This window comes from Pseudocitrobacter sp. 2023LY-00077 (genome assembly GCF_055796175.1).
The window spans coordinates 30,086-56,595 of record NZ_JBSPEI010000007.1; the positions used below are offsets into that span (position 1 = coordinate 30,086).

Consider the following 26,510-nt stretch of genomic DNA (forward strand, 5'->3'; position numbering starts at 1 on the left):
TGCGACAACGGCATCGAAGTGTTAAAAGATGCGCCTTCATAAAAAAGCTACAGGGGTTTGACGTGAAAGACACGTCCTCAGCATCCGAGAGTATTCAGGATGCTTCGTCGGAACAGGTTCCGACGCTGCAACGCGGCTTACAAAACCGACATATTCAATTGATTGCCCTCGGCGGCGCGATTGGCACCGGTCTGTTTCTCGGCATTGGCCCGGCGATTCAGATGGCGGGCCCGGCGGTACTGCTGGGCTACGGCGTTGCCGGGATTATCGCATTTCTGATCATGCGCCAGCTCGGCGAAATGGTCGTGGAAGAACCGGTATCCGGGTCGTTTGCTCACTTCGCCTTTAAATACTGGGGGCCGTTTGCGGGCTTCCTCTCCGGCTGGAACTACTGGGTGATGTTCGTGCTGGTCGGCATGGCGGAGCTCACCGCAGCGGGCATCTATATGCAGTACTGGCTGCCGGATGTGCCTACCTGGATCTGGGCGGCAGGCTTCTTTGTGCTGATTAACGCCGTCAACCTGGTGAATGTTCGCTTATATGGCGAAACAGAATTCTGGTTTGCGCTGATTAAGGTGCTGGCTATCATCGGCATGATCGGCTTTGGCCTGTGGATGTTGTTCACCGATCACGGCGGCGATCGCGCCAGCATTGATAATCTGTGGCGCTATAACGGTTTCTTCGCCACCGGCTGGAATGGGCTGATTACCTCACTGGCGGTGATTATGTTCTCCTTCGGCGGGCTGGAGCTGATTGGTATTACCGCAGCAGAAGCGCGTAACCCGGAGACCACGATTCCAAAAGCGGTTAATCAGGTGGTGTACCGTATCCTGCTGTTTTATATCGGCTCGCTGGTGGTTCTGCTGGCGCTTTACCCGTGGGTAGAGATCAAGTCCGATAGCAGCCCGTTCGTGATGATCTTCCATAATCTGGATAGCAACATCGTGGCATCGGCGCTGAACTTCGTTATTCTGGTGGCGTCACTTTCGGTGTACAACAGCGGTGTTTACTCCAACAGCCGTATGCTGTTTGGGCTGTCCGTACAGGGCAATGCGCCGAAGTTCCTCACCAAAGTCAGCCGTCGCGGTGTGCCGGTGAATTCACTGCTGCTTTCCGGGGCGATCACCTCGCTGGTGGTACTGGTGAACTATCTGTTGCCGAAAGAGGCCTTCGGCCTGCTGATGGCGCTGGTTGTTGCCACGCTGCTGCTGAACTGGGTGATGATCTGCATGGCGCACCTGAAGTTCCGTGCAGCGATGCGACGCAAAGGCCGTGAGCCGAAATTTAAAGCGCTGCTGTCGCCTGCAAGCAACTACATCTGTATCGCCTTCCTGCTGATGATCCTCGGCCTGATGTGTACCATGGACGGCATGCGCCTGTCGGCAATTCTGCTGCCAGTGTGGGTGGTGTTCCTGTTTGTTGCGTTTAAGACGTTGCGGCGCAAAGGGTAAAGCTCAGTCGGCGAAAACGTCTCTGTTTTCGTGCACGCATTATTGCCCGGTGGCGCTACGCTTACCGGGCCTACAAACATCGCACCCGTGCGGATCCCGCGCCCTCTATTTTAATCGTGACCTATCTCCCAGATCCTACTCATGATCCGCGATCTTCTGTTTGTAATCGATTACTTTTCTTTTTAGGGTTAAATGTAATCGATTACTTTTTGAGGGTGGCAAACATGGTGTCAACAACCGAAAGTAGTAATGGCCTCGCCGTTCAGCATCGTATGCTGGTTCCACGGCTGTCGTTAATGATGTTTATGCAGTTCTTTATCTGGGGCAGTTGGTCGGTCACGCTGGGGCTGGTGATGACTCAGCACAACATGTCGCTGTTAATTGGCGATGCGTTCTCCGCAGGCCCCATTGCGTCTATTCTTTCCCCGTTTGTGCTGGGTATGCTGGTGGATCGCTTCTTTGCGTCGCAGAAAGTGATGGCGGTGATGCATCTGCTGGGCGCGGCGATCCTCTGGTTTGTGCCGCAGGCGTTAGTCGCGCAAAACGGTTCACTGCTGATTGCGCTACTGTTTGGCTATACGCTTTGCTATATGCCGACCCTGGCGTTGACCAATAACATTGCCTTCCACAGCCTGGCGAATGTCGATAAAACGTTCCCGGTGGTGCGCGTGTTCGGCACTATTGGCTGGATTGTGGCGGGTATTTTTATCGGCGTGACGGGAATTTCCGATACCACGGGTATCTTTACCCTGGCGGCGATTTGCTCGGTGGCGCTGGCGGTCTACAGCCTGACGTTACCGCATACACCGGCTCCGGCAAAAGGGTTGCCGGTGAAGCTACGCGATCTCTTTTGCGCCGATGCTTTCGCGCTGCTGAAAACGCGTCATTTCCTGGTCTTTGCTATCTGCGCGACGCTGATCTCTATTCCGCTGGGCACCTATTACGCGTATACCGCGTCCTACCTTGCCGATGCGGGCGTGGGAGATGTCAGTACAGCGATGTCCTTCGGTCAGATGTCCGAGATTTTCTTCATGCTGGTTATTCCCCTGCTGTTCCGCCGTTTGGGCGTGAAGTACATGCTGCTCATCGGCATGCTGGCGTGGTTTGTGCGTTATGCCTTCTTTGCGCTGGGCGTCAGCGAAGAGGGGCGCTTCCTGCTGTATCTCGGCATTTTGCTGCACGGCGTATGTTACGACTTCTTCTTTGTGGTGGGCTTTATCTACACCGACCGCTTGGCGGGCGAGAAGGTGAAAGGGCAGGCGCAAAGTATGGTGGTGATGTTCACCTACGGTATCGGCATGCTGCTGGGCTCGCAGATTTCCGGGGCGCTCTACAACCGTTTGGTCGCCGGGCACAGCGTGCCGCAGGCATGGGTAACCTTTTGGTGGATCCCGGCGGTTGCCGCCGCCGTTATTGCCATTATTTTCCTCTTCTCGTTTAAGTATGACGATAAGACGCAGGCGTAGTGTTTAAGGAGGTGGTATGAAAACAATCAAAGGACCGGGAATTTTTCTTTCTCAGTTTATCGCAGGCGATGCGCCCTTTAATACCCTGGATGGCCTGGCGGAATGGGCTGCCGGGCTGGGTTATAAAGCACTGCAAATTCCCTGCAATCATCCGGCGATATTTGACCTGGAAAAGGCGGTTGCCAGCCAGACTTACTGCGATGAGATTCGCGGTAGGTTGGCTGAAAAAGGGCTGGAGGTAAGCGAGTTGTCTACGCATCTGGAAGGGCAACTGGTGGCGGTGCATCCGGCCTATGATGATGCGTTCGATCACTTCGCGCCCGCTGTGCTGCGCGGCAACCCGCAGGCGCGTCAGCAGTGGGCGGTAGAGACGGTGAAGAAAGCCGCGCAGGCATCCGCCCGGCTGGGGTTATCGGCGCACGCGACCTTTTCTGGCGCGCTGGCGTGGCCCTATTTTTACCCCTGGCCGCCGCACAATGCTGCCCTGTTGCAGGACGCCTTTGCTGAGCAGGCGCGTCGCTGGCGGCCGATTCTGGATGTGTTTGATGAGCACGGCGTGAACCTGTGCTATGAAATTCATCCCGGCGAGGATCTGCATGACGGCCTGACCTTTGAGCGTTTTCTGGAAGGCGTAGGACACCATCCGCGCTGTCATATGCTTTACGACCCCAGCCATCTGCACCTGCAAAATATCGACTATCTGGCGTGGATCGATATCTATCATTCACGCATTAAAGCGTTTCACGTTAAGGATGCCGAGTTTGAGCGCAACGGGCGCAGCGGCGTTTACGGCGGTTATCAAAACTGGCTCACCCGAGCCGGACGCTTTCGGTCATTGGGCGACGGGCAAATCGACTTTAAAGGGATTTTCAGCAAATTAACCCAGCATGATTACGACGGTTGGGCGGTGCTGGAGTGGGAATGTTGCCTGAAATCCGCAGAAGTGGGGGCACGCGAGGGAAGCGAGTTTATTCGTCGGCACATCATCCCGGTGTCCACTCGGGCGTTTGATGATTTTGCCGCCGGCAGCGAGGCAAAGAAATGATTCAGGTGGGAATTATCGGCAGCGGATTTATTGGCCCGGCGCATCTGGAAGCGCTACGTCGCCTCGGTAACGTGCAGGTGGTGGCGTTGTGCGACAGCAGCCTGGCGCACGCGCAGGCTAAAGCAGATGAACTTTCGGTGCCGCACGCGTATGGCGACGTGGACGCCTTTCTGGCGCATCCGGGCTTGCAGGTGGTTCATAACTGCACGCCCAATCATCTGCATGCGCAGATTAACCGGCAAATTCTTGCCGCCGGGAAGCATATCTTCTCGGAAAAACCGCTGTGCCTGACGCCAGATGAGGCGCGGGAACTGGTGACGATGGCGGAGGATGCGGGCGTCGTGCATGGCGTCAGCTTTGTTTATCGCCAGTTCGCGATGGTGCAGCAGGCGGCAAGTATGCAGCGCAGCGGCGCAACCGGGCGGCTGTTCTCGGTTTACGGTAGCTATTTACAGGACTGGATGCTCAACGAGACGGATTTCAACTGGCGCGTGGATGCCGCACAGGGGGGGGCGTCGAGGGCGATGGCGGATATCGGTTCTCACTGGTGCGATACAGTGCAGTTTGTAACCGGCAAGCGCATCGTAGAAGTGATGGCGGATCTCGCAATTGTTTGGCCGACGCGCAAAGCTAATGTTGCAGGTTCCTCAACGTTTAGCCAGCAGACGCAGGCCGTGCAGTACGCGGATTATCCTGTCACTACGGAGGATGCGGGTTCGGTACTGTTTCGATTTGACGATGGCAGTAAAGGTTGCTTTAGCGTCTCGCAGGTCAGCGCTGGGCGTAAAAATCGCCTCAGCTTTGAGCTCAACGGCAGTGAATGCTCGCTGGCGTGGGATCAGGAAGTGCCGCAGCAGCTGTGGATTGGCAAGCGTGAAGGGGCGAATCAACTGCTCAGTGACGACCCTGGATTACTGAATCGGGATATTGCTGACAGCGCTCATTTCCCCGGTGGCCATATTGAGGGCTGGCCGGACGCCTTCAAAAACATGATGCAGAACTTCTATCGCGCGGTGGCGCAGGGGGAAATGCCGCCAGCCGGGGCGCGTCGATTTGCTTCCTTCCACGATGGTGCAAATGTGATGTATATCATTGACGCAATTATGAAAAGCCATCAGCAACAGCGTTGGGTGCGCGTGGCGGATTAAGCGTCTGCCCGGTTCGCCGGGCGGCGTTTTTGTGATAGCCTGCAACCAACGCGTTAATAGCAGGATATCTCCTTCCTATGTCCATTCAGAAAATTGCGCGGCTGGCCGGTGTGTCGGTCGCCACGGTGTCGCGCGTGCTGAACAACAGCGACACTGTAAAACCGAAAAACCGCGAGCGGGTACTCCAGGCGATTAAAGAGAGCAACTATCAGCCAAACCTGCTGGCGCGTCAGCTACGCACGGCGCGCAGTTCGATGATCCTCGTGATGGTTTCTAACATCGCCAACCCGTTTTGCGCCGAGGTGGTGAAGGGCATCGAAGAACAGGCCGAGAAAAAAGGTTATCGCATTTTGCTGTGCCATTCCGGTTCTGATATCGAGCGTTCGAAATCCGGTTTGCGCTTGCTGACTGGTAAGATGGTCGACGGCATTATCACCATGGATGCATTCAGCAAGTTGCCGGAGCTGAAAATGATTATCGGCGATGCGCCATGGGTACAGTGCGCGGAGTATGCCGATACCGGCTCGGTTTCCTGTGTGGGAATTAACGATGTTGATGCCGCTCAGCATGTGGTGAGTCATCTGGCTGACAGCGGTCGGCAGCGCATTGCGTTGATTAACCACGACCTGAGCTATAAGTATGCTCGCCTGCGTGAGCGTGGATACAAAAGCGTGCTACATGTACGCGAGCTGGATTATCAGACCGTAGAGTACGCGGCCGAGCTGAGTTCTGCGGCGGGGAAAGCGGCAATGGAAAAATTACTGGCGCAACAGCCGAGGCCGGATGCGGTATTTGCCGTTTCTGATACCCTGGCCGCCGGGGCGATGCGCGCGATTGAACAGGCGGGATTGAACGTTCCGCAGGATATCGCCGTAGTGGGATTCGATGGTACCGAGCTTGCGGAGATGGTCTCTCCGCAACTGACGACGGTGCAGCAGCCTTCGCGCGAGATAGGCGCGAAAGCGGTAGAATTGCTGCTGAAAAGAATTGAAAACCCGGCCTCAATGGCCGAGCGGGTGATGATGGACTGGCGCTTTATTTCGCGCGCCAGTGCCTGATTATTGCGGTTGAATGGCGCCTGCCAGTGAACGAATATCGTTCCCGGTAGGCGACTGATATACGCGCAGACCAAACTCTTCTACCACCGCGAAAATATGGTCGAAGATATCCGCCTGAATGCTTTCATATTCCGCCCACACTACCGTATTGGTAAAGCAGTATATCTCCATCGGCAGGCCGTTATTATCTGGCGCAAGCTGGCGGACCATCAGCGTCATATCTTTACGAATACGTGGGTGGTTGCGTAAATATTCGTTGAGATAAGCGCGGAACGTGCCGACATTGGTCATTTTGCGCAGATTCAGTACCGAAGCTTCGCTACCGTGCTCACGGTTCCATTCATCGATTTCCTGATGGCGCGAATCCATATACGGTTTCAGCAGTTTGGCCTGAATCAGACGCTGCTGTTCCTGCTCATCGAGAAAATGCACGCTGGTGGTGTCGATATTAATGCTGCGCTTAATTCGACGACCACCGGACGCGGACATGCCGCTCCAGTTTTTAAAAGAGTCAGAGACCAGCGACCAGGTAGGAATGGTGGTAATGGTGTTATCCCAGTTACGCACTTTTACGGTGGTCAGGCCGATGTCCGTTACCGCGCCGTCAGCGCCATATTTCGGCATCTCAAGCCAGTCGCCGAGCTTCAGCATGTCGTTAGCTGAAAGCTGAATACCGGCGACCAGGCCAAGAATCGGGTCTTTAAACACCAGCATCAGCACGGCGGCCATCGCGCCAAGGCCGCTAATCAGAATCGCCGGAGATTGCCCCAGTAGCAGAGAAATAATCAGAATGCCGACCAGAATGGCGCTGACCAGTTTCACCCCCTGGAATATGCCTTTGAGCGGTAACTGAGATGCTGCGGATAATTTCTGGCTGAGATTAAAGATGACATCTAATAATGAGAAGAAAGACAACAGGGCGTAAAGCATGACCCACAGTTGGGCGCAGGTTGTCAGAATTTGTGCTGCATCACTGCCTTTTTGTAGCCATAAAACGGCCTGTACGTTGACGATAATCCCTTGCAGGGTAAACGCCAGACGATGGAAAAGTTTATTCTGGGTAATGATTTGCAGCCATAATTTGCTGCTGGCCTGTGCGCGTCGTTCAAACGTCCGTAGCACAATGCGGTGCAGGATAATATGTACGACAATTGCAGTAAGTAAAATAATACCAAAGATAATCACCAGGGAACTGGTGTGATTTATTTCGATGCCGAGTTCTTCGACCTGAGCTATCAATTCCTGCATAACATCTCCTTTATAACCAGTGCCTATAATGGCGGCTGGGGGGATATTATGCAAATTGGGGGAATTACGGTGCGGTTTGGTGCCCTCACCCTAGCCCTCTCCCACAGGGAGAGGGAACCGATCGCGCCAGGTTAAATTTTGGTGCTGGTTTTCTCCCTCTCCCTGTGGGAGAGGGCCGGGGTGAGGGGGATAAGTTAAATCTCAGTCAAGATTTCTGACAGCGGCAGACGCGATTTCGGCAGAGCAGCATTGAAATCTTCCACGCTGTGATGACCCACCGGCACGACTACCAGGCTGGTGAAGCCTTTTTCTTTCAGGCCAAACTCGGCGTCGAGTACGGCGGCGTCAAAACCTTCAATCGGTACCGCGTCCAGACCCATCGCGCCCACGCCCAGCAGGAAGTTACCGACGTTCAGGTAAACCTGTTTTGCCATCCACTGATCGTCATCTTTCAGATCGACGCGGTGCATATCGGCGAAGAAAGTACGGCCTTTGTGGTTAGCGGCTTTTGCTTCCGGGGTGGCGAAGCGGCCATCGGCCTCTTCCTGATCGACCACTTTCTCAAGCCAGGCGTCATCCATTGCGGTTTTGGCGCAGAAAACCACCACGTGAGAGGCGTCCAGCATTTTGCGTTCATTGAAGACGTAGTTACCGGCAGCGGATTTCGCCACGCGCGCTTTGCCTTCGTCGGTGCTGGCAACGATAAAATGCCACGGCTGAGAGTTGGTGCTGGACGGGCTGAATTGCAGCAGCGTCTTCAGGTTGTCTGCCTGCTCAGCGGTCAGTTTTTTGCTGGCGTCGAAGGCTTTAGTGGAATAGCGCTTTTTGGCAACGGAAATGATATCCATAACAACTCCTGAATGATAAAAAGCACCGCTCAAGCGGTGCGTTAAGTCGGAAAAGGGTACAGCGCAGGAGGCGATTTGAGAAGTGTGAAAAATGCGATAACAGTTATTGATAAAAACGGAAAATCATTGAGGACGAAACCGTTTTTGCTCGCGTTTTGGTAACTTATCGACAACGCGCTCCCATGAATCGGTAATCAGCGATTCCAGTAACTCAGGCGTAATATCATCACCCGGATAGACGGAGATCCAGTGCTTTTTATTCATATGGTATCCCGGTTTGATGCTGGGATAGATAGCCTGATTGAGCAGCGAAATTTCCGGATCTGACTTGAGATTTACAACGGGCAAGCCGCGTGTCCACAGGTTGATCATAAAGATTTTCCCGCCGATACAGAACACATCGTACTCCGGGCCAAAAGGCCAGGTCAGCTCGGCAAACGGCATCTCCAGCGCCAGGCGTTTTGCGCTGGCGTGTAATAGTTCACTGTCCATAGCTCCTCCGTTGTGCAAAACGGGAACGGCGGTACCGTTCCCGTTACGCTTACAGTGATTTTGCCAGGCGATCGACCGCCTCAACTAACCCCTCGTGCGACACGGTGGAGTAGGAGAGACGCAGCGTCGTGACGTCAGGCGCATCGTTATAAAAGGCTTCGCCCGGTACAAAGACCACGCGGTTTTCCAGCGTCTTTTTCAGCCATTCGGTAGCATTGAACGGGTAGCGGAAATGGGCCCACAGGAACATCCCGCCTTTCGGGCGACTGAAAGCAAGATGATCGCCCAGTTTGGCTTCCAGCGCACTCGCCAGGGTGTCGCATTTTTTACGATAATCTTCGCGGATCAGCGCAATTTGTGCGGGCAGTCGATTAAGCGATAAGTACTGTGCGGTGATTTGCTGCGACAGGGTACTGGTATGCAGGTCGGTCGCCTGCTTCACGATAATGGCTTTGCTTGCCAGCCATTCCGGCATCACCAGCCAGCCCACGCGCATCCCCGGCGCCAGAATTTTGGAGAAGGTGGAGGTATAGATAACCTGGTCAGTGCAGCCGAGCGCCATGGCGTGTTGATAAAGCGGCTGCGGGCGTTCATCGGTAAAGCTGATTTCCCCGTACGGGTCGTCCTCAACGATGATAAAACCGTGCTGTTTGGCCAGCTCAACCAGGCGACGGCGGCGCGGTTCGCTGAGCGTTTTGCCGCCAGGGTTGCCAAAGGTAGGCACCAGATACACCACTTTGACCGGGCTGGTTTGCACTAAATCGGCCAACTGTTCAACCAGCATGCCGTCTTCGTCAGTATCGACGCTCTGAATGTTGGCCTGCGCCAGCTGGAAGACCTGCAACGCCGCCAGGTAAGTTGGGCGTTCGACAACCACCACATCGCCAGGGTTAAGTAACGTACGGGCGACAATATCCAGCGACTGCTGAGAGCCGGACGTGATGTAAACCTGTGACGCGTCACAGGCCACGCCGCGCGCGCGACAAATATCGGCAATCGCCTGACGCAGCGGCGGGTAACCTTCGCTCAGGCTGTACTGCATCGCTTCCTGAAATTGTGACGCCATAACCTGCTGTACCGCGAGCTGAATACCTTCGTTATCAAACAGTTCTGGCGCAGGAATACCGCCGCCAAGCGAGATAACGCCGGGCAGTTTGCTGTGTTTGAGGAGTTCGCGGACGGCGGAAGGTTTCAGCCCTGTGGCGCGCGATGCCAGCTGATGTTCGAACATAATGACCCTGATTTCTGATGATGAGAAGAGGGTCTACTATAAAACAGTCTGCGGCGAAATGGCCGCAGCTTTTTAATTTTCAGAATATCGTGCTGTCAACATGGGGGAATCCGCTATCTGGCGGATGACGTTAAGGCTTTTCCTCGGCCAGTGCGCGCCACATCGCTTCAAAGCCCAGCGCTTTGAGTTTATCCGCACGCGCGGGCTGCTGGCTGGCGAATTCAATGGTGGCTTCCGCCAGCGAAAGGAACAGCGCGTCGCCGAAGGTTTCGAACTCGCCGGACAGGTAAACCGGGCGCACCGAACGCTGGCACAGGCGGTTGAGTTCCGGGAACATCTCTTTCACCTGCAGTTTTGTCTCTTCAGTAATTTTCTCGCTCATCGACATACGACGCATCGCGCGGTTGCCGACCGGATTACGCACGCCCCAGTCGATGTAACTGTTCCAGATACTGTGAATCACCTCTTTCGGCGCTTCAGACTCGCTAAGCCCGGCGATCATCGCCTGGCAAAGGTCGTATTTCAGATGCAGGTAAAGCGCATTAAGCAGATCGTCCTTGGTGGCAAAATAACGGAACAGGGTGCCTTCAGCGACCCCCGCGTTGCGGGCGATAAGCGCCGTCGAGGCAGCAATGCCGGATTGGGCAAAAGCCACCGTTGCGGCATCCAGTAACGCCTGCTTTTTATCTTCACTCTTGGGACGAGCCACTACACTTTACCTCACTGCGAACAAAAGAAGAGATTGAAACACGCAACCCGGCCTCACTTCAACGAGGCAGGTCAAAATTCGAAAATCGGCTTGACGATTTTTTCTTCCTCTCTCTATAATGAGTGCCTACTCACTCATAATCAAGTTTTTCACGCTGCTTCAGGATGAGGCATCTGTCTGGTCAGGAAATGAAACCTTTCATCATCAGTGTGGTTGTCATCATGCTTATTGCATCCGCAGCGAGTCTGCCATTTGTTCTGAATGCCGGTTTCGGCCAGGCTCCGCAAGGTACGGAGAAAAGTCGGGTAGAGGCGTCGCCAAACTACCGCGACGGTGTATTCAATAATCAGCTGCCAACGCCGGGGTTTACCAGCGACAAAAACATGCTGGTGGCCTGGTGGGAGTTTCTGACGGTCAAACGCGAGAACGCGCGCCCGGCGCAATCGTTGCCGATGGTCGCTACCGATCTGGCAAACATTCCGTTGCAGGAAGACGTTACGGTTTGGCTGGGCCATTCGTCGTGGTACCTGCAACTGGCCGGGAAACGCATTCTGATCGATCCGGTATTCAGCAGCTACGCCGCACCGTTTTCGTTTCTGAATAAAGCGTTTGCCGGGGATTATCCGTGGCGTGCGCAAAATATGCCGGAAATCGATCTGCTGATCATTTCGCACGATCATTACGACCATCTGGATTACGCGACGATTAAGGCGCTGATCCCGAAGGTAAAAAGGGCAGTGGTTCCGCTGGGCGTAGGGTCGCATCTGCGTTACTGGGGAATGAATGAGGAGCGGGTGACCGAGGCTGACTGGCAGGAACAGGTTGAAATCAGCCCGTCGCTGAGCGTGCATGTGCTGCCCGCGCGGCATTTCTCCGGGCGCGGTATTAAGCGCAACCAGACCCTGTGGGCCAGCTTTATGTTCGTCACGCCGCAGCGAAAAATTTACTACAGCGGTGACTCCGGCTATGGGCCGCACTTCAAAGCAATTGGTCAGCAGTTTGGTTTTGTCGATGTCGCGATTCTGGAAAATGGTCAGTATGACCAGGACTGGCGCTACATCCATATGCATCCTGAGGAGACCGCGCAGGCCGCCGTTGACCTGCACGCCGCTGCCGTGCTGCCGGGCCACTCCGGGCGCTTTGTGCTGGCGAAGCACACGTGGGATGACCCGTACAAGCGGCTTGCGCAAGCCAGCAAGGGTAAGGCTTATCGTCTGCTGACACCGATGCAGGGCGAGCCCGTAGCGCTAGCCAACCGTACACAACAATTCCGGGCCTGGTGGGAATAATCACCAGCAGTAATAAAAAAAAGAAGGAGAGGGAAGCATGACTATTTCCGCTCAGGTTATCGACACTATCGTTGAGTGGATCGATGACAACCTGCACCAACCGCTTCGCATTGACGATATCGCACGTCACGCGGGCTACTCGAAATGGCACCTGCAACGACTCTTTTTGCAGTACAAAGGCGAGAGTCTGGGGCGCTATATTCGCCAGCGCAAACTCAGCCTGGCGGCGCAGGAGCTGAGGACGACCAATCAGCGTGTGTATGATATTTGTCTGAAATATGGCTTTGATTCGCAGCAGACATTTACCCGCGTTTTCACCCGGACGTTTAACCAGTCGCCGGGGGCGTATCGTCGGGAGAATTATTGTAGTCAGATGCATTAGTGCAACATCTCCACCCGTGACTATCTATTGAAAACAATTCCCATTTGCATTAGCGTTGTTAACAAATTTCAACGGGAATGTGTGTTCGATGAAACTGGCGTGGAGTGGATTACTGATTGGGCTGACGGCGCTGCCTGCCTCGGCGATGGAGTGTGAAACCTCTCCCAACCGGGGCGAGCAGAAGGGGAAATTTGATGCCAGCGGCGAGGTTTGTTTTACTCTGCCGACACTGGGGGAGAATTATGTATCGGCGCGCTTATCGGGCGTGACCGATGCCCGATTGCTGGATGAGCAAAATAGGGCCATCCGCACGCTGGTTTCCGGTGGCCCGGCGGACGGGCAGCATATGTTGCTGTTTTCTCTGCCTGTTAAACAGGCCTCTTCGCTGGTATTACACGGTGAAGCCGGCTCTGCCTGGCATTTCCAGTGGCAAATCAATGAAACTCATGCGCTGGCAGTGGAAGAACAGCAATCGCCCGCCAGCCCGCAGCTACAAAAACTCTCACGTGAACTTGCCGCAGGCGGGAATACTGACGCGTTCTGGCTGGCTCGCCAGCAGGAAGGTACGCCGATGGTAGAGCCCGTCGACGCGCAGCATAAACGGGTGACTTTTCTGTGGCGCGGCGCGCGCAGCAATGTTTATCTGCTGGGCTCGCCCGGTGGCGATCATGATGCGCTGTTTCGCTTAGGGCAGTCGGACGTCTGGTTTCGCAGTTATATCGTGCCTGCCGACACGCTGATGCAATACAAACTCGCCCCGGATGTACCTAAAGTCGCGGGGAGTTTGCGCGAGCAACAGCGCGCCATTCAGGTCAGCGCGCAGGCGGACCCGCTCAACCCGCAGACGCTGAGCCCATTGAGCCTCGATCGCTGGAACCGCTTTTCCCTGCTGGCGCTGCCTGCTTCCCGCTACTTTTCCGCCCAACGTATGGCGCAGCCGATCCGCTACGGCAGCCTGACGCGCCATACGCTGAGCAGCCACCATCTTGGTAATAGCCGCGAAATCAAAATCTATCGCCCCCGCGTCGCGCAGCCCGCACGCTGGACGCTGTTTATGTTTGATGGGCAAAACTGGCAGGATGAGTATCGCACTGCTAACGTGCTGGATAGCCTGATTGCTCGCCATCTGCTGCCGCCGATTAATATTGTTTTCATTGATAGCCTGGACCACGCAAGACGCGGAAAAGAGCTGCCGCCTAATCCCCATTTTGCTGATTTTATGGCCCACGAGCTGGTGCCGTTCCTGCAACGACAGGGCATTACGCTTACACGGCAGAAAACGATCCTTGCCGGGTCGAGCTACGGAGGGTTGGCCTCCTCATGGGTGGCACTGCGCTATCCGCGTCTGTTTGGCAATGTGCTGAGCCTGTCAGGTTCGTACTGGTGGACGCCGAAAGGCGAACCGGTGAACTGGCTCGCCAGGCAATATGCGCAATCGCCGCGCTACCCATTACGCTTCTGGTTACAGGCCGGGCAGTTTGAGAGCAGCGGGCCCGGCGGCGGCAACTATCGCCACACGCTGGCGTTTGAGCAGGTACTGCGTGAGAAAGGGTATCCGGTCAGTTTTCATGCATCATCCAGCGGCCACGATTACGCCGGATGGAGTGAAGCGCTGGTGCTGGGACTGCGTGATTTAACCGGCTTAGCGCACGGCAAACCAGCGACGCCAGACGTAACGCAGAACAAAGTACTCTACAGCGCCCAGCACTAAGAACCACAGGCAAAACAGCAGGGTATAGAACTGGTCGAGATCCATCAGATGGAAGGTATCGACCAGTTTTTGCGCCAGCGTTAAGCCGAGGGAAGGCGCCGGTAGCAACAGGCACGAGAGCAGTGCCATAAGCAAAATACCGGCGGCAGAAATCAGGGTTTCGAGCGGGTGTTTCATGCGATGTTAATCTTAAGTTAAAAACTATATTTTCCGGCAATAGGCGGCATAACGCAATAACTCTTGGTAAACATATTTTAAAATATAAAAAACAACCACTACGTATTAATTCGTAGATGAATTAAATAAATATTCCTGGGTTTAAACGAACGCTAATTTACGTAAATAATCGTCATGTTTAACCCAGTAGTTTTACAAATGTATAGGTGCTGTAGCCGATCAGCGTTGCAACGATGATTGCAGCGGCGATGTACAGCGCCAGGCGGCGTCCGCGGTAGATTCCGAACATAATTCACCTCCGTTTAGTTTGAGTTTAAGAACATTCTGTAATATTAATATTATTAAATCAACTGGCATCATCTTTGAATTTTATTGGATAGCGAATGTTGCGTGAGATCAATTTTTTCATCCGCAAGGATTAATAATTATTAAACCGTCTTAGCCTTGGCCAGAAATGATTTCAGGCCTTCCGTATACAGGAATTTAGAAGGAAATTTATCGTGTCTAAAATGATGAACCCGCAGAACATACCGCCAACGGGCGGTAACACCCACCGGCAGGCTTATCAGCAAACCATTGCCCAGATCCTTGAGCAAAAGCAAACCCAGCCGGAAGGCCTCAACCAGGCCGAGGCCGTAGAGCGCTTGCAGAAGCTTGGCCCTAATGCGCTGCCGCAGAAGAAAGGTAAGCCCGCGTGGCTGCGCTTCCTTGCGCACTTCAACGACGTCCTGATCTACATCCTGCTGGCCGCTGCCGTGATGACGGCGGTGATGGGGCACTGGGTGGATACCGCCGTTATTCTCGGCGTTACGGTCATCAATGCGCTGATTGGTTATATCCAGGAGAGCAACGCGGAGAAATCGCTGCAAAGCATTCGCAATATGCTCTCCAGCGATGCGCAGGTGATCCGTGATGGCAAACACGCCACCATCCCGACCACCGATCTGGTGCCTGGCGATATCGTGGTGCTGCGCGCGGGCGACCGTATTCCGGCAGATATGCGTCTGATTGAAGCGCATAACCTGCGGGTGGAAGAGGCGATTCTCACCGGTGAGTCGACGGTTGTCGATAAGCACACCGACGCGCTGACCGGCGACCTGCCGCTGGGCGATCGCACCAATATGCTGTTCTCGGGCACCACCGTGAGCGCGGGCGGCGGCGTAGGCGTAGTTGTGGCGACCGGGCAGGCGACCGAGCTTGGCCGTATCAACCAGATGATGGCTGATGTCGAAACTAACCGCACGCCGCTGCTGGTGCAGATGGACAAACTTGGCAAAGCGATTTTCGTCATTATTCTGGCGATGATGGCGGTACTGTTCGTGTTCAGCGTCCTGCTGCGCGATATGCCGATGGGCGAATTGCTGCTGTCGCTGATTAGCCTGGCTGTTGCGGCGGTACCCGAGGGGTTACCGGCGATCATCTCGATTATCCTCTCGTTGGGCGTACAGGCGATGGCGCGTAAGCGGGTGATTATTCGTAAGCTGCCAACCGTTGAGACGCTGGGCGCGATGACAGTGGTGTGCTCTGATAAAACGGGCACCCTGACCATGAATGAGATGACCGTGAAAGCGGTGATCACCGCCGATAGCTGCTACCGCGTGGACGGCGACAGCTACGAGCCGGTCGGAAATCTCTATCTGGAGGGCAGCAACGAGCCGGTAAAAGTACAGCCTTACACGGTGCTGGAAAAATATCTGCGCACGATTGATCTCTGTAACGACAGTCAACTGGTACGCAATGAGCTGGGCCACTGGGGAATTACCGGCGGGCCGACCGAAGGCGCGCTGAAGGTACTGGCAACGAAAGCGTCGCTGGAGCCGGTGACCACGCAGCTGGTAGCGAAGATCCCGTTTGATTCACAGTACAAGTACATGGCAACGCACTACAAGCTGGATGCCGAAGAGTGGGTGATGGTCACCGGCGCGCCGGATGTATTGTTTGCACTGTGTGAGCAGCAGCAGACCGCACGTGGCCTGGCGACGTTTGACCGCACCTACTGGGAGTCAGAGATGGAGCGCTTTGCCCGTCAGGGCCTGCGTATGGTGGCGGCAGCCATTAAACCCGCTGACATCGGCGCGACCACGCTGGATCACAACGACCTCCAGCAGGGCCTTATCTTCCTCGGTATCGCCGGGATGATGGACCCGCCGCGCCCGGAAGCGGTGGATGCGATCCACACCTGCCAGACGGCGGGGATCCGCGTGAAAATGATCACCGGCGATCACCCGCAAACGGCGATGAGTATTGGCCAGATGCTGGGCATTCACAACAGCACCGAAGCGATGACCGGCTACCAGCTGGAGCACATGGATGATGACGAGCTGGCAAAAGCAGCCGTGGAGTATGACATCTTTGCCCGTACCAGCCCGGAGCATAAACTGCGTCTGGTTAAGGCGTTGCAGAAAAACGGCGAAGTGGTCGGGATGACCGGTGATGGCGTAAACGACGCGCCAGCGCTGCGTCAGGCTGACGTCGGCATTGCGATGGGGATTAAAGGCACCGAAGTCACCAAAGAGGCGGCGGACATGGTGTTGACCGACGATAACTTCGCGACCATCGCCAGTTCGGTCAAAGAGGGGCGTCGGGTGTATGACAACCTGAAGAAAACGATCCTCTTTATTATGCCAACCAACCTGGCGCAGGGTCTGCTGGTGGTGATTGCCCTGCTGGCAGGGAATATGATCCCGCTGACGCCGGTGCTGATTTTGTGGATGAACATGGCGACCTCCACGACGCTTTCCTTCGGCCTGGCCTTCGAAGCCGCCGAGCGTAACGTGATGAATCGCCCGCCGCGTAAAACTGGCCAGCACGTCATGGATGCGTTTGCGGTCTGGCGTGTGGCGTTTGTCGGCTCGATGATTGCCATCAGCGCCTTCATTCTTGAGGCCTGGCTGGCGCCACGCGGCCACAGTGCAGAGTTTGTCCGCACCGTGCTGTTGCAGATGCTGGTGACCGCGCAGTGGCTGTACATGATTAACTGCCGTAACACCGACGGTTTCTCTATCAACCGCGGCCTGCTGAAGAACAAAGGTATCTGGATGGTGACGGGGGTTCTGTTGCTGCTCCAGCTGGCGATTATCTATCTGCCGGTGATGCAGATGATGTTCGGTACCGAAGCGCTGCCTGCTCGCTACTGGTTCGTGACGTTGGCAATGGGTGCGGTGATGTTCTTCATCGTCGAGATTGAGAAGCGCCTGACGCGCAGATTCCGCAAAGCTGCTTAATTGAAAAAATGCCCGGTGGCGCTTCGCTTACCGGGCCTACTCACTTGTAGGCCGGATAAGGCGTAGCCGCCATCCGGCATCTTTCAGGACGACGTTTTCCTCTCCACCGTAATCATCGTGACAAACGGATGATACTGCCACGGTACCGAACTTCCCTTCTGATACATCTTCGAAATGGTGCCATCAAGGTACAGCATCTGCCGGATATCCAGTTTCGACCGGGCATAGCAGGCGAAATCATAAAAATTGGTTTCTTTGGCGCTCAGCATAAACACCACGCGACCCTGACGGTTAATGCCCACCGCATTACGTAATTTTCTCGAACTGGCCGACGGTTTCAGACGCCAGTTGATAGTGCCGTTATCAATCAGCATCGGGCCGGACTGCACTGCGTAATCCATGCCTTTGGTGCTTTTCAGCGCATCGAGGGTCACAATGCCCGCTTTCCGATCCTTGAGATAAAACACGCCGCCCGGGCGAATAAAGAAGTTGCCGCCGCCGGATGCGCGATTAATCGGCGCGAGCTTTTTTCCCTTTTCGATATAGAGCCCCAGCGGCGCATAATCTTTGCCATAAATCCCGCCGTTCATCGCCATCAGCACCTGCCCGTTGCCGTTGATATCTGCCAGCAGCGAATAGAGCGAGCCCCAGGCTTTGCCGTCCGGTTTTTTCCAGCGCAGGGTGATGTTTTCTTGCTGTAGATCGACTTCATAGCTTTGTACCTGAAGAGATGGGTCGGTCAGCGTGCAGGCGGCGTGGGCGAAAGGCGTAAGTGGAAGCAGCAGGGCGGACAACAGCCAAAGACGCATCATATCTTCTTTCCTTGTGCGATGAGCGGGAGGGCAAAATAGCGCGTAATCCCGCTCATGCAAAGGCTTTCTGTGCTTACGCCGCCCAGGTGTCGCAGTGCTGTTGTACCAGGGTTATCAGCGAGCCGCCACCGGCGATGAACTCGCGCATGCGCTGGGCTTCGCTTTTCCCATGTTTCACCATCAGCGCCAGTTCTTCGAGCGCGCTTCCGCCACGGTGTTGATCGGCATACGGTTGCAACTGTTCCAGCAGCGTCTCCAGTTCATGGGCGATGGTGTGTTGCTCGCCGCTGGTCACGTCGGTGACCACACCCTGTAGACCATAACGGCAGGCCTGGAAGCGATTGAATTTATACAGCAGGTAATCCTGCGGGCCAGGTTTATGTGGCCGTTTTTCAAGTAACCAGTGCGCCAGCGCCTGAATCAGACCGGCCATGTTGACCGCATGGCCGAGAGTGAGCGGCGTATCCATGACGCGCACCTCCACCGTGCCAAAATGCGGGCTGGGGCGAATATCCCAGTGCAAATCTTTAATTCTTTCGACCATGCTGGTATAGCTGAGCTGGCGAAACAGCCGGGTAAACTCCTGCCAGTTTGCTGCCCAGGGCATGGGGCCGTTATCGGGAAAAGCCGAGAAAATATTGAGCCGCGCGCAGGCGAAGCTGCTGTCGGCACCCTGCAGATAGGGCGATGCGGCGCTGAGCGCAATCAGATGTGGAACGTACCGCGAAAGGCCATGCAGCAGATAAAGCGCGTCGTCACCGTTGGTGCAGCCAATATGCACGTGTTGACCAAACACCGTCGCCTGGCGGGCAAGGTACCCATAGGCTTCCAGGGTATGTTGATAACGGGGATTATCCCCGACTTCCTGACTTTGCCAGCGCTGGAACGGATGCGTCCCACCGCCGCAAATTTTGACATGCTGTTCTGACGCCGCGCGTAGCACGGCGCGCTGGATGGCGGCAAGCTGGGTGGCGGCCTGGTGGATATCGTCGCACACGCCCGTTGCCACCTCCAGCATGCTATTAGTGATGTCATGCTTGATTTCCCCCTGCGTCACACCGCGACTGGCGGCGGCAATCAGGGCGGAAGAGTCCTGGCAAAGATCGTAACCTGGCGGGTTAATGACCTGAAGCTCGAGCTCAATGCCGAGCGTAAAAGGCGCAGAAACATGAAAGTCAGGTAAAGGCATAGTCGTCTCACGGTGGTGACTGGTGCCTTTAGTATAGGTGGCGAAAAATCTTGCGCCTGGCTGACCTTTACATTCTGTGTTCGCCGTTTTGCAGGGCCGGGCGATCGTAAAATCGCTGAATCACACCGTCCGCCATAAACGCCGCGCGATCGGACATATGCGCTATTACATCGGCATCGTGGCTCACCAGTAAATAGGTTAACCCATGCGCTTTTTTCAGGCGATTCAGCAGATTGAGGATCTCCGCCTGAATCGACATATCCAGCGCCGAAGTAGGTTCATCCAGCAGGAGAAGCTGTGGACGAAGTAACAGGGCGCGTGCGATGGCGACACGCTGGCGCTGGCCTCCAGAAAGTTGATGCGGATAGCGCGTAGCTGCATCGGCGGGTAAACCCACCTGCATCAGCGCGGTGCTGACCTGCGTGTCTGGTTGCGTTTCACCGTGGATTTGCAATGGTTCGGCAAGCGTGCGATAGATTGTGTGGTTGGGATGTAACGAGGCGTAAGGGTCCTGAAAAACCATTTGGACATTACGCCGCAATATCCCCTGAAAAAGTTGTCCTGGCGTGATGGTGGTTTCGAATAACGAGACGCGACCGTGCCATTCGCGTTGCAACCCGGCAATGACGCGCAGAAGAGTGGATTTCCCGCAGCCCGACTCGCCAATCAGGCTGAAGGTTTCACCGGCCTCGACGCTGAAAGTGGCGGCGCTAACGGCGGTTTTTGCGCTAAATTTCACCTGAACATCGTGAATATCAACGATCGACATGGGTCTGTTCCTTCAGCAAAGCGCTGCGATCCAGCGTGGGTAACATCTGGCCATAGGTCTGCGCATTCGGGCGACAGGTCCAGAGCGTACGGGTATAGGGATGCGTCGCATGCGGGAGCTCTCTGGCTTCCAGCTCATCTATTTTTTCGCCCTGATACATCACCAACACACGCTGGCAATGTTCAGCCACCAGCGGCAGATCGTGGCTAATCAGTAGCATCGCCATTTGCCGTTGTTCACACTGTTCCACCAGAAGCTCGAGGATTTGATTGCGCAGGCGCGCATCCAGCGCAGAGGTAGGTTCATCGGCAATCAGGACCTTGGGGTCATTAATTAAGGCAATAGCAATCATGACGCGCTGACCCATTCCGCCGGAAAGCTCTCCGGGATAACGGTTGAGTACGCTGTCATCCAGCCCCACCGCGCGGATGGCCTCATGGATTTTCTCACGCCGCAGACGTCGGCTGAGTGATTGATGCAGGGTTAGCGCTTCTTCAACTTGAGCATAAATCGTTTTTACCGGATTCAGCGCGTAGCGCGGATCCTGAAGCACCATCGCAATGTCATTGCCGCGCAGATGTCGCCAACCGCGCGCGTTGAGATCCAGCAGATTATGCCCGAGCACATGTAACGTATCCGCCTGAATTCGCCCCGGCTGGCGCACCAGCCCCATCAGCGCGCGGGCGGTCATCGATTTACCGGAACCCGACTCGCCCACCAGTGCAAGGCGTTCATTACCAACGGAAAAACTGACGTTATTCAACACGCGGGCACCGGGGTAGTCGATGGTTAATCCCTGAACATTCAGGCGTTGTTCAATCATGTTGCGGCTCCAGAATATCGCGTAATCCATCACCCAGCAGATTAAACGCCAGGCTTGCCAGTAAAATAATGGCACCGGGCGCGGCGGCAACCCACCACTGGTCGAAAATAACCTGCATGCCGTCGGCAATCATGGCTCCCCATTCCGACATGGGCGGGCGAGCGCCCAGCCCGAGGAAACCTAACCCCGCTGCGGCCAAAATTATCCCGGCTAAATCAAGGGCCAGACGCACAATCGCGGAAGGAAGACACAGTGGCAGGATATGGCCAAACAGCAAGCGTCCGCCGCGAATGCCCATCATTTCGGCGGCGGCGAGGTAATCACTGTGACGCAGACGCTGTATTTCCGTTCGTGCCTGACGCGCGTAAGCCGGCCAGGTGGTGAGCGCCAGCGCCAGTGCGCCATTCACCAGCCCCGGCCCCAGCATGGCGACGAACGCAAAAGCCAGAATCAGCCTCGGCATTGACATAACGATGTCCGTAATGCGCATCAGAATACGCTCCAGCCAGCCGCCGTAATAGCCGGAAAGAATGCCCACCAACAACCCAAGCGGAAGCGTAATGGCGGTAACCAGCGCCACCAGGCCCAGCGCAGGGCGGCTACCGTAAATCAGGCGCGAAAGGAGATCGCGCCCGTAACTGTCCGTTCCCAGCCAGTGCTGCGCGGACGGCGCCTGTAAGCGTGCGGCGGCATCCTGCCAGTTTGGATCGAAAGGTGCCAGCCACGGGGCAAATAGCGCCGTTAGCAGTAGTAAAACGATAATAATCAGCCCGGCAAAAGCGGCAGGCGAACGGCGCAGACGGCGCAAAAAACGAGTCAGCGGCATTAGCGAATCCTCGGGTCAGTCAGGCGCACCAGCAGGTCCGTAAGATTGTTAATTAACACAAAGCAGACGCCAATCAGCAGCGTACCGCCCATAATCGCCGTGGCGTCGCCCGCGAAAAGTGCAGTGGTGAGATAGCGACCAATACCTGGCCAGGAGAAAACCGTCTCAGTTAACACGGCACCTTCCAGCATGCTGGTCCAGGCGAGGGCGATAACGGTCAGCAATGTCCCGCGAATATTGGGCAGAACGTGGCGCAGTAAAATGGTCATCTCACCCGCACCTTTTGCGCGCGCCAGCAAAATGTACTCTTTGTTCATTTCGCTAAGACAGGCGGAGCGGGTTAAACGCGTAATGCTTGCCAGCGCGTAATAGGCCAGCAGCAAGACCGGCAACACCAGGTGGCTTAATGCATTTTTAAACGCGCCTGCATCGCCGGAAAGAGCAGTGTCAATGAGCGCGAACCCGGTACGAGGCTCAACGGTATATTGATAAATATCGTCCAGCCGTCCCGGCCCGACGCTCCACTGTAGCCGCGCATAAAACAACGCCAGCATCAGCAGGCCGAGCCAAAAAATGGGTACAGAATTCCCCAGCAGGGTGAAGGTGCGAACCGCCAGGTCCCACGGTGAACCGGCATAGCGGGCGCAAAGCACGCCCGCGACCACGCCGAGTAGGGCGCCAACAATCAGCGCCAGTGTGGCCAGCTCAAGCGTGGCGGGGAAAACCGAGAGCAAATCGTGCAATACCGGTTGCCCGGTTGAACTGGCGATGCCAAGGTCGCCATGAGCCAGATTCACCAGGTAGTGCCAGAACTGGATCACTAAAGGTTGATCGAGCCCGAGCTGGTGGCGCATTTGATCGTACGTTGACTGGCTGGCGTGATCGCCGACGATTTGCAAAACCCGATCCACCGGCGAAAGGGCCGACAGGGCGAAAGTGATCAGCAGTAAACCGAAGAGCGTCAGGCACAGGGTGAGAAGCCCCTGAGATAACGCAATCAGCGCGCTTTTTGTTCTGTTGGGAGAAACGACAGACATGACGATTCCGTATTGTAATTCATCAGCAGAAGGCCCGGCAGATTCACGGCCACCGGGCCCGCATCAGGACAGGTTGTTACTTGGTAATGCGATCGTACCAGACCATATCGGCGTTCAGACCCTGCTGATAGCCTTTCACGTTATCCCGTACCACAATCTGCGTTTTCCCCTGATCGACGAAAACATAAGGGGAGTTATGTTGCAGCTCTTCCTGCATTTTTTTATACAGATCAAGACGTTTAGCCGGGTCGGGTTCCGCTACCGCAGCCAGCGTGGCTTTGTTTAGTTCGGGATTTTTCCAGCCATTCAGGCCTGCTACGGTGCTCGATTTACCGTCATTCCAGGCGAAGGAGCTGGCATTGGAGTGCGCATCAAAGTAGTCAGGTAGCCACATGCGGATGGCGGCCTGATGCTGATGCGCACGCACGCGGGCGTAAACCTGGCTGCCTGCGGCAGGTAGCAGGTCAATCTTAATGCCGCCCTGCGCAAAGCTTGCCTGCATGGACTGGGCGATGGTAATAAACGGCGGCTTGTTCTCTACATCCAGCGTGAAGTGGGCGTCTTTGATCCCTGCTTTGGCAAGGATCGCTTTCGCTTTTGCCGGGTCAAATTTGAACGGCTGCGTTTCCAGTGCGCCCGGGAAGCCGACAGGCAGGAAGCTCTGGTGAATAAAGTACTGTCCTTTAAGCAGATCTTTGGTGATACCTTCGTAATCGACCAGCCAGCGTGATGCTTCCCACAGCGCCGGGTTGTTAAGCAGCGGATTGGCGCTGTTGGCGGTGTTAAACGCCAGATAGTTCTGTTCAGCGGACGGGATACTGATAATTTTGACGCCTGGTTTGCCTGACAGCGCGTTAATGTTATCCGCCCCGAGATCGCGAGCGATATCCGCATCACCCTGCTGGATAAGCAGGCGACGCGACGCGGGGTCCGGCACGTTTTTGATAATCACGTTCGCCAGTTTTGGCGCCCCGGCAGGTGAGCCCGGGTTCGCCGCCAGCACAATGGCCTGATGTGGTTGATAGACGCGCATTTTGTACGCGCCGCTGCCCGCAGAGTGCATTTTCAGCCAGGCGTTACCGAAATCACCGTCTTTCACATTGGCAGACACCAGCTTTTCATCGACGATTGAAGCGATTGGTGTAGAGATAATATTCAGTGCTACTGCCGGGCTGACATCTGCCGTCCAGTGCAGTAGCACCGTGTGGTCATCCACTTTTTTCACCTGGCTGGCAATATTGTCCGCCTGCCAGCCCAGTACATTGAGGATAAATGCCGGGGATTTATTGAGAGTCACCGCGCGGCTGTAGGAGAAAATAATATCTTCCGGGCGAACCGGGTTGCCGGATGCAAACTTAGCGTCGCTTTTCAGCTTGATGGTCAGCGTTTTCGCTGCCGGATCGGCCTGCCAGCTTTCGGCCAGAACGGGGGTTACTTTTTCCGGGTTATCGCGGTCTGGCTGCACCAGACGTTGATAAATACTCGGCACGGTTTGGATGCTGGAAAGCTCGTTCGCTTCTGCCGGATCAAGGCTGACAATATCATCCAGCCCTTGCGCCACAATCAGCGTATCGGGTGGCGTAGCGGCGTGAACGTTGGCGGTCAGTGCAGTCAGCACCAGCAGTGGCAGTAATTTTTTAACCATGATCAATCCCTGTGAAAACGTATTTTATGATGTTATCCCGCCACCTTAGCGCCGAGACTATTTTCCCGTAAAGTCATAATTAAGATTAACTTAGAGAAAAATGAGCTTATGTGAGTAAGAGAGGAAAATAGACAACAGGGACATTAAAAAGGGCGCACAATGCGCCCTTCAGATTGCTGACAGCGTGCGCTTTGTTCTTGCCGGATGCGGCGTAAACGCCTTATCCGACCTACAAAATCGCTGAAACTCAGTGTGTTGCAGAAACCTTGTAGGCCTGATAAGCGCAGCGCATCAGGCAATGTTGCGGTTAACCGGCGCTCCAGGTATACGGCGCGGCGACGCCGAGCGGCATCCCCAGCCCCCACCAGGCCAGCAGGAACAAGCTCCAGCTAATAAAGAAGGCGATGGAGTAAGGCATCATCATTGATACCAGCGTGCCGACGCCCGCGCCTTTCACATAGCGCTGGCAATAGACCACCACCAGCGGGAAGAAGACCATCAGCGGGGTGATAATATTGGTGCTGGAATCGCCGATACGAAACGCTGCCTGGGTCAGTTCCGGTGAGATCCCCACGGCCATCAGCATCGGCACCATAATCGGTGATAACAGGCCCCATTTGGCCGAGGCGGAACCAATCAGCAGGTTCACGGCGGCGGTCAGCAGGATCATGCCGATAATCGTCGCTTCGCCCGGCAGCTCCATCGCTTTCAGGCCATCCGCGCCGACCAGCGCCAGCAGTGTGCCAATGTTCGAGTCGCTGAACGCTTTAATAAACATGGCGCAGAAGAACGCCATCACCATGTATGAGCCCATTTTACTCATCGAGTCATTCATCGACGCGATGACATCTTTCCCGGTTTTAAAGGTGCCGGATGCAAAGCCGTACACAATCCCCGGCAGAATGAAGATAAGGAAAATCAGCGGCACGATGGATTTCATAATGGGCGCGCTGTAAGAGGTGAGCGATCCGTCGGTCCCGCGCAGCATCGAGCCTTCCGGCCAGGCCGCTGCCGCCAGCGCCGCGAGGCCCAGCAGCATCACCAGCGACGCGCGATTAAAGGCGCGGCTCTCTTTTTCTGAGACGCTGGACATATCTTCTTCATGTTTATAATCGCCGTCGATGGTCATTTTGCTGACGCGCGGCTCAACGATGCGCTCGGTGACCCACCAGCCGACCAGGGTAATCAGAATCGAAGAGGCAATCCCGAAGAAGAGGTTACACAGGGTGTTGACGGTATAGGTGCTGTCGAGCAGTTGTGCTGCGGCCTGGGTAAAGCCCTGCAACAGCGCATCGTTTCCGGTGGGCACCATGTTAGCGGCAAACCCGCCCGAGACGCCCGAGAACGCTGCGGCGATCCCGACCAGCGGGTGACGCCCGGCGGACATAAAGATAATTGCGCCCAGTGGGATCACCAGCACATAGCCCGCATCCGCCGCCACGTGGCTGAACATCGCGACAAAAATCAGCATCGGCGTCAGCAGTTTCTTTGGCGTTACGCGCAGCATCTTCTTCAGGCCCACGTTAATAAAGCCGGAGCTTTCCGCTACGCCGACGCCGAGCATCGCCACCAGCACAATACCGAGCGGGGCGAAGGTGGTGAACGTCGTCACCATATTGGCCAGCGTGTTGGTGAGTGCTTCGGCAGAGAGCAGGTTGTTGACCTGAACGGTCTCCTGCGTCATGGGATTGACGACATCAAAGGTCATTAACGACAGGACGGCTGACAGCCCCATCACGACCAGTAAAAAGTAGAAAAAGATCAGCGCCGGTTCAGGAAGTTTATTCCCGGCGCGTTCAATCGCATTGAGGAAACCGCTCATCAGACGGCTTTCACCGGCCCCGTTCCCTGGTGTTGTGGTGTGTGTACTCATTCGCTTCCCTTAACACTGACAAAGTGTTTCATAATTTGTCTGAATGTATCATCGGGG

At 55.4% G+C, this 26,510-nt stretch carries 23 protein-coding genes; 9 read left to right on the forward strand and 14 right to left on the reverse strand.

The features are described 5' to 3' along the window. Window positions 1-62 precede the first annotated feature (62 nt). The 5 genes from pheP (at window position 63) to ACWWFX_RS10630 (ending at window position 6,168) form a co-directional block, all read left to right on the forward strand. On the forward strand, window positions 63-1,451 hold the full coding sequence (pheP, locus tag ACWWFX_RS10610) for a phenylalanine transporter (protein ID WP_276218554.1): 1,389 nt from the start codon (window positions 63-65) through the stop codon (window positions 1,449-1,451). A gap of 224 nt (window positions 1,452-1,675) precedes the next feature. Further along, a complete protein-coding gene (locus ACWWFX_RS10615) occupies window positions 1,676-2,917 on the forward strand; it encodes an MFS transporter (protein WP_473223769.1) in 1,242 nt (413 codons plus the stop codon). A gap of 16 nt (window positions 2,918-2,933) precedes the next feature. Then, complete coding sequence (locus ACWWFX_RS10620; protein WP_276218551.1) at window positions 2,934-3,962, forward strand: sugar phosphate isomerase/epimerase family protein; 1,029 nt, start codon at window positions 2,934-2,936, stop codon at window positions 3,960-3,962. Next, window positions 3,959-5,110, forward strand: coding sequence for a Gfo/Idh/MocA family protein (locus ACWWFX_RS10625; RefSeq protein WP_473223770.1), 1,152 nt, complete (start codon window positions 3,959-3,961; stop codon window positions 5,108-5,110). Before ACWWFX_RS10620 ends, ACWWFX_RS10625 begins: the two co-directional genes overlap by 4 nt. A gap of 77 nt (window positions 5,111-5,187) precedes the next feature. Then, complete coding sequence (locus ACWWFX_RS10630) at window positions 5,188-6,168, forward strand: LacI family DNA-binding transcriptional regulator (RefSeq protein ID WP_473223771.1); 981 nt, start codon at window positions 5,188-5,190, stop codon at window positions 6,166-6,168. Here ACWWFX_RS10630 and ACWWFX_RS10635 read toward each other — a convergent pair whose 3' ends face one another. From ACWWFX_RS10635 to ACWWFX_RS10655, 5 genes are all read right to left on the reverse strand, one after another. Continuing rightward, entirely contained in the window at window positions 6,169-7,416 is a 1,248-nt protein-coding gene (locus ACWWFX_RS10635) for a mechanosensitive ion channel family protein (RefSeq protein ID WP_276218545.1), read from the reverse strand. It lies immediately after the preceding gene. Window positions 7,417-7,610: 194 nt separating this feature from the next. Further along, on the reverse strand, window positions 7,611-8,264 hold the full coding sequence (nfsB, locus tag ACWWFX_RS10640; protein ID WP_473223772.1) for an oxygen-insensitive NAD(P)H nitroreductase: 654 nt from the start codon (window positions 8,262-8,264) through the stop codon (window positions 7,611-7,613). A 123-nt stretch (window positions 8,265-8,387) separates the two neighbouring features. Then, window positions 8,388-8,756 carry an MmcQ/YjbR family DNA-binding protein gene (locus ACWWFX_RS10645; protein WP_456147357.1) on the reverse strand — a complete coding sequence of 123 codons (369 nt, stop codon included), beginning with the start codon at window positions 8,754-8,756 and terminating at the stop codon, window positions 8,388-8,390. A 49-nt stretch (window positions 8,757-8,805) separates the two neighbouring features. Further along, window positions 8,806-9,987 (reverse strand): aminotransferase-like domain-containing protein, encoded by a 1,182-nt coding sequence (locus tag ACWWFX_RS10650; protein WP_276218540.1) that lies wholly within the window; start codon window positions 9,985-9,987, stop codon window positions 8,806-8,808. Between the two features lie 130 nt (window positions 9,988-10,117). After that, on the reverse strand, window positions 10,118-10,696 hold the full coding sequence (locus ACWWFX_RS10655; RefSeq protein ID WP_276218538.1) for a TetR/AcrR family transcriptional regulator: 579 nt from the start codon (window positions 10,694-10,696) through the stop codon (window positions 10,118-10,120). 173 nt (window positions 10,697-10,869) lie between these two features. On the opposite strand from ACWWFX_RS10655, the gene ACWWFX_RS10660 reads away from it, so the two are divergent. From ACWWFX_RS10660 to ACWWFX_RS10670, 3 genes are all read left to right on the forward strand, one after another. After that, a complete protein-coding gene (locus tag ACWWFX_RS10660) occupies window positions 10,870-11,985 on the forward strand; it encodes an MBL fold metallo-hydrolase (protein WP_473223855.1) in 1,116 nt (371 codons plus the stop codon). 37 nt (window positions 11,986-12,022) lie between these two features. Then, complete coding sequence (locus tag ACWWFX_RS10665) at window positions 12,023-12,367, forward strand: RamA family antibiotic efflux transcriptional regulator (protein WP_015965440.1); 345 nt, start codon at window positions 12,023-12,025, stop codon at window positions 12,365-12,367. Between the two features lie 88 nt (window positions 12,368-12,455). Next, window positions 12,456-14,078: an alpha/beta hydrolase gene (locus ACWWFX_RS10670; RefSeq protein ID WP_473223773.1), complete on the forward strand. Its 1,623-nt coding sequence runs from the start codon at window positions 12,456-12,458 to the stop codon at window positions 14,076-14,078. Here the strand turns inward: ACWWFX_RS10670 and ACWWFX_RS10675 are convergent. Continuing rightward, on the reverse strand, window positions 14,010-14,255 hold the full coding sequence (locus ACWWFX_RS10675; protein ID WP_015965438.1) for a DUF1158 domain-containing protein: 246 nt from the start codon (window positions 14,253-14,255) through the stop codon (window positions 14,010-14,012). The genes ACWWFX_RS10670 and ACWWFX_RS10675 overlap by 69 nt on opposite strands. Before the next feature lie 509 nt (window positions 14,256-14,764). On the opposite strand from ACWWFX_RS10675, the gene ACWWFX_RS10680 reads away from it, so the two are divergent. Then, complete coding sequence (locus ACWWFX_RS10680; protein ID WP_473223856.1) at window positions 14,765-17,479, forward strand: cation-transporting P-type ATPase; 2,715 nt, start codon at window positions 14,765-14,767, stop codon at window positions 17,477-17,479. Window positions 17,480-17,562: 83 nt separating this feature from the next. Here ACWWFX_RS10680 and ACWWFX_RS10685 read toward each other — a convergent pair whose 3' ends face one another. The 8 genes from ACWWFX_RS10685 to ACWWFX_RS10720 form a co-directional block, all read right to left on the reverse strand. After that, on the reverse strand, window positions 17,563-18,291 hold the full coding sequence (locus tag ACWWFX_RS10685; RefSeq protein WP_473223774.1) for a phosphodiester glycosidase family protein: 729 nt from the start codon (window positions 18,289-18,291) through the stop codon (window positions 17,563-17,565). Window positions 18,292-18,364: 73 nt separating this feature from the next. Further along, complete coding sequence (locus ACWWFX_RS10690; RefSeq protein WP_473223775.1) at window positions 18,365-19,480, reverse strand: YbdK family carboxylate-amine ligase; 1,116 nt, start codon at window positions 19,478-19,480, stop codon at window positions 18,365-18,367. Between the two features lie 67 nt (window positions 19,481-19,547). Next, complete coding sequence (locus ACWWFX_RS10695) at window positions 19,548-20,249, reverse strand: ABC transporter ATP-binding protein (protein WP_473223776.1); 702 nt, start codon at window positions 20,247-20,249, stop codon at window positions 19,548-19,550. Continuing rightward, window positions 20,236-21,072, reverse strand: coding sequence for an ABC transporter ATP-binding protein (locus tag ACWWFX_RS10700; protein WP_473223777.1), 837 nt, complete (start codon window positions 21,070-21,072; stop codon window positions 20,236-20,238). Before ACWWFX_RS10700 ends, ACWWFX_RS10695 begins: the two co-directional genes overlap by 14 nt. Further along, window positions 21,065-21,898, reverse strand: coding sequence for an ABC transporter permease (locus ACWWFX_RS10705; RefSeq protein WP_231828246.1), 834 nt, complete (start codon window positions 21,896-21,898; stop codon window positions 21,065-21,067). The genes ACWWFX_RS10700 and ACWWFX_RS10705 overlap by 8 nt, the downstream gene beginning before the upstream one ends. After that, entirely contained in the window at window positions 21,898-22,935 is a 1,038-nt protein-coding gene (locus ACWWFX_RS10710; RefSeq protein WP_456147364.1) for an ABC transporter permease, read from the reverse strand. The genes ACWWFX_RS10705 and ACWWFX_RS10710 overlap by 1 nt, the downstream gene beginning before the upstream one ends. A 76-nt stretch (window positions 22,936-23,011) precedes the next feature. Beyond that, window positions 23,012-24,580: an ABC transporter substrate-binding protein gene (locus ACWWFX_RS10715; protein WP_473223778.1), complete on the reverse strand. Its 1,569-nt coding sequence runs from the start codon at window positions 24,578-24,580 to the stop codon at window positions 23,012-23,014. A 307-nt stretch (window positions 24,581-24,887) separates the two neighbouring features. Beyond that, entirely contained in the window at window positions 24,888-26,453 is a 1,566-nt protein-coding gene (locus tag ACWWFX_RS10720; RefSeq protein WP_276218531.1) for an AbgT family transporter, read from the reverse strand. Window positions 26,454-26,510 lie beyond the last annotated feature (57 nt).